This window comes from Nocardia sp. NPDC051756, from assembly GCF_040681495.1.
Classification (GTDB): Bacteria; Actinomycetota; Actinomycetes; order Mycobacteriales; family Mycobacteriaceae; genus Nocardia.
The window spans coordinates 1-11,813 of record NZ_JBFAYV010000022.1 but is presented as its reverse complement, the minus strand read 5'-3'; the positions used below and the strand labels follow the sequence as shown (position 1 = coordinate 11,813).

Sequence of the window (11,813 nt, the reverse complement as noted above, 5' to 3'; positions counted from 1 at the left end):
CCGCCTGAGCATCGGCTCCGCACAGAAAAGCCCCGGGACGCGGAGACGTCCCGGGGCTCTTTGTGCTGACGGTCTCGGTCAGCGCTTCTTGGAGGTGCGTTCGCGCTTCTCGCGGACGCGGACCGAGATGCGGACCGGGGAGCCGTCGAAGTTGAACTCTTCGCGCAGCCGGCGTTCGAGGAAGCGGCGGTAGCCCGCCTCGAGGAAGCCGGTGGTGAACAGGACAAACGTCGGCGGCCGGGTGGTCGCCTGGGTGGCGAACAGGATGCGCGGCAGGCGACCGCCACGCATCGGCGGCGGGGTGGCCGCGACGACTTCCTTGAGCCAGGTGTTCAGGCGGCCGGTGGAGATGCGCTTGTCCCAGGACTCGAGCGCGGTTTCCATGGCGGGTACCAGTTTCTGCACCGCGCGGCCGGTGTGCGCGGAGATGTTCACCCGCTGCGCCCACGGGACGCGGACCAGGTCGCGGTCCACCTCGCGGTCGAGTTGCAGGCGGCGATCCTCATCGACCAGGTCCCACTTGTTGAAGGCGAGCACGAGCGCGCGACCGGAGTCGGCGACCATGCTGATCACCCGCAGGTCCTGTTCGGTGATCGGCTCGGACGCGTCGATCAGCATGATCGCGACCTCGGAGGCCTCCAGTGCCGCCTTGGTGCGCAGCGAGGCGTAGAACTCGGTGCCGTTGGCGTGCGAGACCTTGCGGCGCAGGCCGGCGGTGTCGACGAACTTCCAGATCTTGCCGCCGAGATCGACCAGCGAGTCGACCGGATCGACGGTGGTGCCCGCGACGTCGTGCACGACCGAACGCTCGTCGTCGGCCAGCTTGTTCAACAGGCTGGACTTGCCGACGTTCGGCTTGCCGACCAGCGCCACCCGACGCGGACCGGCGCCGCCGGTGCCTTCGCGCGGGGTTTCGGGCAGCACGGCGAGCACGTCGTCGAGCAGATCGCCGGTGCCGCGACCGTGCGCCGCACTGACCATCCGCGGCTCGCCGAGCCCCAGCGACCACAGCGCGGCCGCCTCGGATTCGACCTTCTGATCGTCGACCTTGTTGGCGACCAAGATGACCGGGATCTCGGAGCGGCGCAGCTTCTTCACCGCGGCCTCGTCGGTCGCGGTCGCGCCCACGACGGCGTCGACCACGAGCAGGATCGCGTCGGCGGTCTGCATGGCCACCTCGGCCTGCCGGGCCACCGACTGTTGCAGGCCCTTGGCGTCGGGCTCCCAGCCGCCGGTGTCCTGCACCAGGAAGCGGCGCCCGGACCAGTTGGCCTCGTAGGAGATTCGGTCGCGGGTGACGCCGGGGATGTCCTCGACGACCGCCTCGCGCCGGCCCAGAATGCGGTTCACCAGGGTCGACTTGCCGACGTTCGGGCGGCCCACGACCGCCACCGTCGGCATGGCCAGAACTTCTTCACCGTCGAACTCGCCGTCGAGATCGGTGAGCTCCCAATCGGTTTCGTCGCTCCAGATGCCGTCGCCGGCCATTACGTCTTCAGTCACTGCGGACCTCCCGTCCTGGTCGCCGAAATCTGCTGCGCGACAACGCGGTACAGCTCGTCGATGACCTCATCCATGTTCAGGTCGCTGGTGTCGACCAGCACAGCGTCGTCGGCCGGACGCAGTGGGGACACCTTGCGGGTGGAATCGAGGTTGTCGCGTCGCTGCACGTCGGCGAGCACGGCCTCGTAGTCGTCGCCGCGGCCTTCGGCGATGTTCTGCTGGTTGCGCCGGTGCGCACGCGCCTCGGCCGAGGCGGTCAGGTAGATCTTGGCGTCCGCGTCGGTCAGCACGACGGTGCCGATGTCGCGGCCCTCGACCACGATTCGCTGTGCGGCCGTGGCGATTTCGCGTTGCAGCGCGACGAGCAGATCGCGGACCTCGGACACCGCCGAGACCGCCGAGACGGCCTTGGTGACGGCGTCGCCGCGGATCTCCGAGGACACGTCCTCGCCGTCGAGCTCGATCACCTCGCGGCTCGGATCGGTGCCGATGGACAGCGGCAGCTCCTTGACCGCCGCACCGATGGCGGCGGCGTCGGTCAGCTCGATGCCTGCCCGCAGCACGCGCAGCGTGGCGACCCGGTACATCGCGCCGGTGTCCAGGTAGCGGGCGCCGAGCCGGGTGGCGAGGCGACGCGAGACGCTGGATTTACCGGTGCCGGACGGGCCGTCCATGGCCACGACGAGCGGACTGGTCCCCGACAGCTGCCGGGGCGCCTCGACCGGAATCTCCACACCCATCACAACGACACCGCCTCGTAGAGTTTGCCGATTTCACCGCGACCGAGCACGCGCAGCGTGCCGGGGCGTTGGTCGCCGAGCGCGACCGGGCCGATATTGGTGCGCACCAGCCGGCTCACCGGGTGGCCGACCGCGTCGAGCAGCCGGCGCACGATGTGCTTGCGCCCTTCGTGCAACACCAGTTTCACCAGGGATCGTCCCTCGTTGATCTCCAGCACCTGGAAGCTGTCGACCTTCGCCGGGCCGTCCTCGAGCTCGATGCCGTCCTTGAGCTTCTTGCCGATGCCCTTGTGCACCTCGCCGTTCACCGTCGCCAGGTAGGTCTTGGAGACCTCGTAGGACGGGTGCATCAGGCGGTGCGCGAGGTCGCCGTCGTTGGTGAGCAGCAGCAGGCCCTCGGTGTCGGCGTCGAGGCGGCCGACGTGGAAGAGCCGCTGGCCGGCCGCGATGCGCTCGGCGACGATGTCACCGACGCAGGGGCGGCCGAGGTCGTCGGACATGGTGGACTGCCAGCCTTTCGGCTTGTTCAGCACGATGTGCACCAGCTCCGAGCGCACCATCACCCGGGTGCCGTCGACGCGGACCACGGCGAGTTCCGGGTCGATCCGCAGGCCCTGCTCGACCACGATGGCGCCGTCGACCTCGACGCGGCCCTGCGCGATCATCTCCTCGGCGGCGCGGCGCGAGGCCACACCGGCCTTGGCGAGGACCTTCTGCAAGCGTTCGCCCTCGCCCCACGGCATTTTGTCGTGGCCCTCGGACGTGGCCGGCTCGACATGCTGACGCTTGGCGGGCTTGGCGTTGTTCAGCAGCGGGTTCGACTGGGTCTGCTTCTGCGGCTTGGGGTTCTTCTTCTTGCCGGTCGGCGCGGACTGGGCGGCGCGACGCTGCGGGATGCTGCCGGTCGACCGGGCGCCGGGCTGCGCGTCGGCGCGGTAGGAGTTGCCGGACTGGGCGTTGCCCTGACCGGAGCCGCCTTCGTTGCGGCCGCGGTAGGCGTTGCCGCCGGAGCCCGCTTCGCTGCGATCGCGGTAAGCGTTGCCGGTCGAGCCGGATTCGTTGCGATCGCGGTAGCTGCCTTCGTTGCGGCCGCGGTACGCGTTGCCACCGGAACCGGCCTCGCTGCGATCGCGGTAGCTGGTGCCGCCCTGCGCATTGTCGCGCTGGCCGCGGTAACCGCTGCCGCTCTGCGAAGAGTTGCCTTCGCTGCGGGCGTTGTACGAGCTGCCGCCCTGCGCGGAGCGACCGCGGTAGGCGTCGCCACTCTGGGTGCGATCGCGGGAAGAGTTGCCGCCCTCGGAACGGTCGCGATAGGAGCTGCCGCCCTGCGACTGGTTGCCGCGACCCTGCGAGTTGTTGTCGCGTGAACCGCGGTAGCCGCTGCTGCCCTGTGCGTTGTCGCGCGTGCCGCGGTAGCCGCTGCCGCTCTGCGCGGAGCCGCCTTCGCTACGACCGCGGTAGGCGTTGCCGCTGTCCGAGCGGTCGCGGTAGGAGCTGCCGCCCTCGGAACGGTCACGGTAGGAGCCGCCACCCTGCGACGAGTTGCCGCGGTAACCGCCACCCTGCGAGTTGTTGTCGCGCGAGCCGCGGTAACCGCCCTGCGCGGAGCCGCCTTCGCTGCGACCGCGGTAGGCGTTGCCGCTCTCGGAGCGCTCGCGGTAAGAGCCGTTGCCCTGCGCGGAGCCACGATCGGAACGGCCACGCGGGCTGCCGCCTTCGCTGCGGTCGCGGTAGCCGCTGCCGCTCTGGGCGGCGCCGCCGCGATAGGTGTTGCCGCCCTGCGCGTTTCCGCGCGAGCCGCCCGACGGCGCCGCGCCGCGGTAGCCGCCCTCGCCGCGCGCTGCGCCGCGTTCGGTCCCCCTTCGAGCGGCGCCGCGCACGGGGCGCTGCTCGTCACTGCGTTTCCTGCGATCCGGTGTGCCATCTCGGCGAGCGGAAGTATTCATTTTGTCCTGTCAATCCTCGCTGCCGAGGTCCAAGTCGGCCTCAGCGGGTTTTTTCAGCCTGGTGTAACGGGGGTCCGTATCCAGGCTCTCGTTGATCTCATCGATCAGGTCGACGCCCGGGAGCAAGGGCGCCAGCGGCGGCAAATCGGTCAGCGACGCGAGTCCGATCCGTTCCAGGAACAGTTCGGTCGTGCAATACGTCGTCCCGTTGGTTTCCGGGTCGACGCCTGCCTCGGCGAGCAGGCCCCTGGCCAGCAGCGTGCGCATCACCCCATCGACGTTCACGCCGCGCACCGCGCTGACCCTGGTCCGGGTCACCGGCTGACGGTATGCCACCACCGCCAGAGTTTCCAAAGCCGCCCGCGTCAATTTGGTGCGGGCGCCATCGAGCAGCACCCGCTCGACATATGGTGCGTACTCGCTGCGAGTATAGAAGCGCCAGCCGTCCCCGACGAAACGCAGATCGATCCCGCTCCCCCGCGCGGACAGCTCGGCCCGCATCTCCCGCAACACCTCGTCCACCCGCTCGGTGGTGTCGTCCAACGCCGCCGCCAGCTGCTCTACCGGGGCCGGAGCATCCACGACGAGCAACATCGCCTCCAACGCCGACCGGAATTCGGCGTCCTCCAGATGCTCGGGGGTGAACTCCGCCACTGTGTTCTTGGCGACTGGTGTCGCGTCGTGGGTGGTCGAGTTGGGCGCGTTGGTTTCCGCAGGGTCAGCCTTCGCAGCTGAGGTTGCGGCGGCTGCATCGGAGGTTGCGCCGACCGCGTCCGGATTCGCATCGTCCGCGCCTGAGATCGACGCATCGCCGGCAACTGAGGTTGCGTCGTCCGCATCGGAAGTTGCGTTGTCCGCGTCCGAAGTCACGTCGTCTGCGTCCAAGGAAGTCACATCGTCGGCAGCTGCGGTCGCGGCGTCGGCAGCTGCGGTCGCGTCGACGACTGCTGCGGTCGAGCTGCCTGCTTCTGTGCTTCGGGCAGTTGGGGTTGCGGCGTTTGCATCATTCGCGATCGGAGCTGCGTTGTCGGATGCGGAGGTATCGGCCGACTCCGGTGCGGCCGCGGCGGGTTGGCCGACGGTTTCCGGCGCGTCGGCGGCGAGGTCCGGTGAATCCGTGATCTCGGCGTCCACGGAGTCGTTCACCCGTAATCCTCCTCGATGTTCAGGTCCTGCTCGGCTTCGGGGACGTCGTCGCCGATCCAGCTGATGGACAGTTGGCCGAGCGGGTCGGGCTGGTCGAACTCGATCGTTTTGCCGCGGTAGAGCTCGAGCAGGGCGAGGAAGCGGGCGACGATCTCGATCGGGGCGTCGCAGTCCTCGACCAGTTGGCTGAAGGTGGTCCAGCCACCCTTGCCCGCCAACTTCAACCGTTCGAGCACGAGCGCGGCTTGTTCGGCGACCGAGATGGCGTGCGAGTGCAGGTGGTCGAGGCCGACCCTGGGCACCGGGCGCGGGCGGAACGCCGCTGCGGCGATCGCGGCGAACTCGTGCGCGTCTACTCCCAGCGTAACCTCGGGCAGCAGGTCGGCGAAGCATTCCTCCAGGCCGACGGCGCGCGGGTAGCGCCGCAGCGCAACCGCCTCCAGCTCGCCGAACAACTCGGCCACCTGCTTGAACGCCCGGTATTGCAGCAGCCGCGCGAACAGCAGGTCGCGCGCCTCCAACAACTCGAGGTCCTCGGCGTCGGTCATCTCCCCCGACGGCAGCAGCCGCGCGGCCTTGAGATCGAGCAGCGTGGCCGCGACGACCAGGAATTCGGTGGTCTGATCCAGGATCTTGTCCGCGCGCAAGGTCACCGCCGCGGTGTCCCCGGACAACGCGGCGGTCAATGCCTTGGTGTAAGCGATGAATTCGTCGGTGACCTGGTGCAACGCCACCTCGGTGACGTCGAGCTTGCGCGAACTGATCAGCGTGAGCAGCAGATCGAACGGGCCCTGGAAGTTGCTCAGCGAAAGGTGGAACCCGGACTTCTTCTCCTCGGGCGCAGTCTCGACCGGCTCGGCGACCGTGACAACCTGCCCAGGCGAAGCGTCGGAGTCGGCGATGGCCGGCTGCTCGGGCATCTCGACATCATCGAGCACAGCGGTGTCCGCGGTCGCGCCCAGGTCCGGCGTCGCCGCCGGTTCGTCCGGATCGTCAGCGCGCGCCGAGGCCCGCTCCAAGAGGTCGCCCGACGGATGATCGTCGCCGTGCGCGACCCCTTGGCCGGTCGAGTGGGTGCTAGCGGGTGGCGCGGCGTCGGTGCCGCCGATCACCGGCCGGACCGGTGGATGACTTCCCGCGCCATCGCCCGATATGCTTCGGCCCCACCGGATTTCGGGGCCCAGGTGGTGATCGGTTCGCCGGCCACGCTGGCGTCGGGGAAGCGGACGGTGCGGGAGATCGCCGCGTCGTAGACCAGGTCGCCGAACACCTCGACGACGCGCGCCATCACCTGACGGGAGTGCAGTAGTCGGGCATCGAACATGGTGACCACTATCCCGTACAGGCTCAGCCTGGGATTGAGCCGGTCGCGCACCTTCTCCACGGTGTCGTTGAGCAGGGCGAGCCCGCGCAGCGAGAAGTACTCGCATTCCATCGGAATGATCACGCCGTCCGAACACGCCAGCGCATTGACCGTGAGTAAGCCGAGCGACGGCTGACAGTCGATGATGATGTAGTCGTACTTGTCCCGGATGGGATGCAGTGCGCGGCCGAGGGAATGCTCGCGGCCGACCTCGTTGACCAGCTGGATCTCCGCGGCCGACAGGTCGATGTTGCTGGGCAGCAGGTCCATGTTCTCGACCCGGGTCTGCATCAGCACGTCATCGATCGAGCCCTTGGAGCCGACCAGCAGGTCGTGCACGGTGAGATCGAGATCGTGGTGGGCCACACCCAATCCCGCGGACAGCGCGCCCTGCGGGTCGAGGTCGACCAGCAGCACCTTGCGTCCGTATTCGGCCAGCGAGGCGCCGAGGTTGATGGTGGAGGTCGTCTTGCCGACGCCGCCCTTCTGGTTGCACATGGCGACGATGAGCGCGTCGCCGTGGCGTTCCAGCGGTGGCGGGTCCGGCACGAGGCGCAGGGGGCGTCCGGTCGGTCCGAGCGCCGCGTCCTCCGGGACTGGCTCGGCTCCGGTGCCCCACAGGGTTTCGGCCGCGGCCTCCGAGTACGGACCCGTGCGCTGTCCCGTGCGCGGCTCCGCCCCAGCACCCATCGGCGGCTCTGCCGCTTCGGCTGATGTCACGATCCGCTGCTCCTTATACGTTCCTGCCCGTTGCCTCGCCGAGCGTAGCGAGGCCGATCAGGCCCGACCCTCGCTTTCGTACGGTCCGACTCCCGATAGACGCTACCGCGTGCGAGGGTGCAAGTGCCGCGACGCGCGCGGCGTGTTCGCAGCACCACGCCGTGCCTCGAACAGCACGACGCTACCGCGTATCGCTCAGCGCCACTCCGGGTCACCGTCGAAATGCACGTCGAAGCGGTCGTGCAACTCGTCCATGCTGTCCCATTCCGCCTCCCCGCGGGCGATCCGGCCGAGCTGCCGGAAATATTCGAACCGCACGATACCCGGTGTCAGCACAGCCAAAAACTCCGCCGGCCCATCGGCGGACGCGCCGAACGCGTGCACGATGCCCGGCGGCACGACGACCAGTCCCCCCTTGCGCACAGTGCTCAATTCACCGTCGACCAGAAATTCCATGGTGCCGTCGAGGACATAGAAGATCTCCGTCGACTGCGTGTGATGATGTGGCCGAGTGCCATTCGCGCCCGCGGCCAGGACCAGGCGGTTCGCGCCGAACAGGCCCTCGGAGTTCTGACTGTCCTCGAGCAGCTGGAAGGAACCGCCGCCGGGCAGGGCGACCGTTTCGACCTCGGATTCCTGGACGATGAAAGACTTTGGCATTCAACTCACCTCGCGTCGCGCACGTCGAGGCACACACCCCGACGGAAAGATCAACCGGACCGAGGTCCAGTTTCTTCCGACGAGCTTGCTCGAAACTTCTTCGCACACTTGCTTCTTCCTTCGCATATCGGGTGGTGTGCTGAGGGATATGCGCAGGATGGAGGGGGTGTGCGGAGACAACCTATCTGTCGCTTGATCGCCGTTGGACGGGGTGGTTCTAGCGGGCGCGGGGGTGGGCGGTGGCCCAGACTTCGCGGAGGGTGTTGACGGTTACCAGGGTGTAGATCTGGGTGGTGGTCACGGAGGCGTGGCCTAAAAGTTCTTGGACCACACGCACATCCGCGCCGCCGTCGAGTAGGTGGGTGGCGAACGAGTGCCGCAGCGTGTGCGGTGAGACGGTTGCGCCGATGCCTGCGCGTTCGGCGGCGGTTTGCAGTACCTGCCAGGCGCTTTGGCGGGACAGCCGGCCGCCGCGGGCGTTCAGGAACAGCGCGCCCGCGTTGCCTTTTCCGCTCGCGGCGAGCTTCGGGCGGCCGCGCACCAGATACGCGTCGACCGAGGCGAGGGCGGGTCTGCCGATCGGCACCATGCGTTGTTTGCCGCCCTTGCCGTGCAACACGACCGCGCGTTCGTCGGTGTCGATGTCGTCGACGTCCAGGCCGACCATCTCGGAAATCCGTGCGCCGGTGGAGTAGAGCAGTTCCAGCAGCGCGCGATCGCGCAGGCCGCGCGGGCCGCCGTCGGTTCCGGGCGCGGCATCGGGGTCGCTGATCGAACCGCCGCCCGCGGCCTCCAGCAGCTTCAGCACCTGGTCGTAGGGCAGCGCCTTGGGCAGCCTGCGCCCCGGTGCCGGCGGTTTCACCGCGTGCGCGACATCGGTGGTGGTCATGCCCTCGGCCGCGGCGAATCGGTGCAGCCCACGCACCGCGATCAGGGCGCGGGCCACCGAACTGGCGGCCAGCGGCGGGAATTCGGTGCCGCCGGCCCGCAGCGCCATGGTGAACTCGGCGACGTCGGCCTCGGCGACCTGATCGAGCGCGGTGATTCCGCGCCCGGTCAGGAAGTCGAGGTACCGGCCGAGGTCACGCCGGTAGGCGCCGAGGGTGTTGCGCGCGGCGCCGCGCTCGACCGCGAGATGGTCGAGGTAGGCGTCCAATTCCCGCGCGAGCACCGGCGGTCCCCGTCAGTCCGTCGACTTCGCGGCGGCCTTGCGGCGCAGGAACGCCGTCGGCTGACCGGGCCACGGCGCGTCCGCGGGACGTAGCTCGGTGTTGCCGGCACGAGCAGCGGCCAGCGCGAGCACACCGGCCACGGCAGTCGCGTTGACGATCTCCCCGGCCAGCGCCGCGCGCACCGCCTGATCGACCGGCATCCGGACGATCTCCAGGTCGGCTTCCTCGTTTTCCGGCTCCGGCTGGTCGGTTTCGTAGAGCCCGCGCGCGCAGTAGACCCGCAGCGCCTCGTCGGTGAATCCGGGCGAGAGCGCTACATCCACCAGCACCGCCCATTCCCTGGCGGCCAGCCCGGTCTCCTCGGCCAGCTCACGCTGCGCGGCGACGAGCGGGTCCTCACCGGGCAGGTCGAGCAGGCCGGCGGGCAGCTCGAGCAGCCGCCTGCCGATCGGATGGCGGTACTGGTTGATCAGCACCACGTTGTCGTCGTCATCGATCGCCGCCACGGCGACCGCGCCGTGATGCTCGATCACCTCCCGCTCGGCGACCTTGCCGCCGGGCATCCGCACCTGGTCGAGCCGCAACGCCAGAATGGCGCCGCTGTAGACGGTTTCACTGGACACGGTCTCGAAATCGTGGCTGCCCTTTTCGGCGCTGCCACCGTCGCGCGTCATCGCCTTAGGCCTGATCCGCCGCGCTCGCGAATTCCTCGTCCGGGATGTCCACCGGAAGACGCTCGGCGAGCTTGTATTTCAGCGCCGCCGCGACGAGCGCCGCGAACAGCGGGTGCGGGCGGGTCGGACGGCTCTTCAACTCCGGATGCGCCTGGGTGGCGACGAAGAACGGGTGCACGTCGGCGGGCAGCTCGACGAACTCGACCAGGTGCCCGTCCGGCGAGGTGCCGCTGAACTTCAGGCCGCTCTTGGCGATCCGGTCGCGGTAGGCGTTGTTCACCTCGAAGCGGTGCCGGTGCCGTTCGGACACCTGCTCGCTGCCGTACGCCTGCGCGACGACCGACCCCTTGGTCAGGGTGGCCGGGTAGGCGCCGAGCCGCATGGTGCCGCCCAGATCGGCCTCACCGGCGACGGCCTGCTCCTGATCGGCCATCGTGGAGATCACCGGATGCGGTGTGTCCGGCTCGAATTCGGCGGAGTTGGCCTCGGTCAGGCCGACCGAACGCGCCGCCTCGATGACCACGCACTGCAAGCCGAGGCACAGCCCGAGCAACGGGATACCGCGGGCGCGGGCGTAGCGGATCGCGCCGACCTTGCCCTCGATGCCACGGATGCCGAAGCCGCCGGGGATCAGCACCGCGTCCACGTCCCGCAGCGCGGCCTGCGCGCCGGCCGGGGTCTCGCACTCGTCCGAGGGCACCCAGCGGATGAGTACCTTGGCCCGCGAGGCGAATCCGCCCGCGCGCAGCGCCTCGGTGACCGACAGGTAGGCGTCGGGCAGGTCGACGTACTTGCCGACCAGCGCGACCTCGACCGTCTCGCGCGGCGAGTGCACCCGGTCGAGCAGATCGCCCCACACGGTCCAGTCCACGTCGCGGAACGGCAGCCCGAGCTTGCGCACCACGTAGGCGTCGAGGCCCTCGCGATGCAGCACGCGCGGGATGTCGTAGATCGACGGCGCGTCCGGCGTGGAGATGCAGGCGTCCACGTCTACGTCGCACATCAGCGCGATCTTGCTCTTGAGCGCCTGCGGCACCTCGCGATCGCAACGCAGGATCAGCGCGTCCGGCTGGATGCCGATGTTGCGCAGCGCCGCGACCGAGTGCTGGGTCGGCTTGGTCTTGAGCTCACCGGAGGGGGCGAGGTAGGGCACCAGCGAGACGTGCAGGAAGAACACGTTGTCCCGGCCGACATCGTGGCGGATCTGCCGAGCCGCCTCGAGGAACGGCTGCGACTCGATGTCGCCGACGGTGCCGCCGATCTCGGTGATGACCACGTCGGGGGTGTGATCGTCGGCGTCCGGCGCGCTCATGGCGAGCACCCTGGCCTTGATCTCGTCGGTGATGTGCGGGATGACCTGCACCGTGTCGCCGAGGTATTCGCCGCGACGTTCCTTGGCGATGACTGTCGAATAGATTTGCCCGGTCGTGACATTCGCGTCCCGGGTCAGGTCCCTGTCCAGGAACCGCTCGTAGTGACCGACATCCAGATCGGTCTCGGCCCCGTCCTCCGTCACGAACACCTCTCCATGCTGGAAGGGGTTCATCGTGCCGGGATCGACGTTCAAATAGGGGTCGAGTTTCTGCATCGTGACGCGCAGTCCACGCGCCGTCAACAGCTGACCGAGGCTGGAGGCGGTAAGACCTTTACCCAATGAGGAGGCGACTCCACCGCTGACGAAGATGTGCTTCGTGGCCGTTCGCGCCTGATTCCGTGTATGACCCACGGGTCTTCACGGTAACACGGATCAGGCGTCCAGTTCTAACGCCACGCACGTTTGCTGTGTATATGCCGCGCGGGCGCGGCGTGCCCGCGGCCCCTGGGTGTCTCGCGTCCGAGCGGCCCGGTCGGGCGCCGGGCGGGGATGCGCTTCGGCCACTCCGGCGCGA

General features: G+C 68.9%; 9 protein-coding genes and 1 pseudogene. All 10 read right to left on the bottom strand.

Annotated features, from left to right (window positions below; translation table 11 throughout):
* Nucleotides 1–78 precede the first annotated feature (78 nt).
* Entirely contained in the window at nt 79–1,488 is a 1,410-nt protein-coding gene (gene der, locus AB0M22_RS44730) for a ribosome biogenesis GTPase Der (RefSeq protein WP_364739944.1), read from the bottom strand.
* An 11-nt stretch (nt 1,489–1,499) separates the two neighbouring features.
* On the bottom strand, nt 1,500–2,243 hold the full coding sequence (cmk, locus tag AB0M22_RS44725; protein WP_364739857.1) for a (d)CMP kinase: 744 nt from the start codon (nt 2,241–2,243) through the stop codon (nt 1,500–1,502).
* Nucleotides 2,243–3,100 (bottom strand): annotated as a pseudogene (locus tag AB0M22_RS44720) (pseudouridine synthase); the annotation flags it as partial. The pseudogene AB0M22_RS44720 and the gene cmk, both read right to left, overlap by 1 nt.
* 1,098 nt (nt 3,101–4,198) lie before the next feature.
* The gene (gene scpB / locus AB0M22_RS44715; protein WP_150408301.1) at nt 4,199–4,843 is read right to left on the bottom strand and encodes an SMC-Scp complex subunit ScpB; all 645 of its coding nucleotides are present in this window, start codon (nt 4,841–4,843) and stop codon (nt 4,199–4,201) included.
* Between the two features lie 488 nt (nt 4,844–5,331).
* Complete coding sequence (locus tag AB0M22_RS44710; RefSeq protein WP_364739940.1) at nt 5,332–6,255, bottom strand: segregation/condensation protein A; 924 nt, start codon at nt 6,253–6,255, stop codon at nt 5,332–5,334.
* A 188-nt stretch (nt 6,256–6,443) separates the two neighbouring features.
* On the bottom strand, nt 6,444–7,418 hold the full coding sequence (locus tag AB0M22_RS44705; protein WP_364739855.1) for a ParA family protein: 975 nt from the start codon (nt 7,416–7,418) through the stop codon (nt 6,444–6,446).
* A gap of 195 nt (nt 7,419–7,613) precedes the next feature.
* Complete coding sequence (locus AB0M22_RS44700) at nt 7,614–8,078, bottom strand: cupin domain-containing protein (RefSeq protein ID WP_364739852.1); 465 nt, start codon at nt 8,076–8,078, stop codon at nt 7,614–7,616.
* Nucleotides 8,079–8,295: 217 nt separating this feature from the next.
* Nucleotides 8,296–9,249: a site-specific tyrosine recombinase XerD gene (gene xerD, locus AB0M22_RS44695; protein ID WP_364739849.1), complete on the bottom strand. Its 954-nt coding sequence runs from the start codon at nt 9,247–9,249 to the stop codon at nt 8,296–8,298.
* Nucleotides 9,250–9,261: 12 nt separating this feature from the next.
* Nucleotides 9,262–9,924 (bottom strand): NUDIX hydrolase, encoded by a 663-nt coding sequence (locus AB0M22_RS44690; RefSeq protein WP_364739847.1) that lies wholly within the window; start codon nt 9,922–9,924, stop codon nt 9,262–9,264.
* Between the two features lie 4 nt (nt 9,925–9,928).
* Nucleotides 9,929–11,650 (bottom strand): CTP synthase, encoded by a 1,722-nt coding sequence (locus AB0M22_RS44685; protein WP_364739844.1) that lies wholly within the window; start codon nt 11,648–11,650, stop codon nt 9,929–9,931.
* Nucleotides 11,651–11,813: the final 163 nt, after the last annotated feature.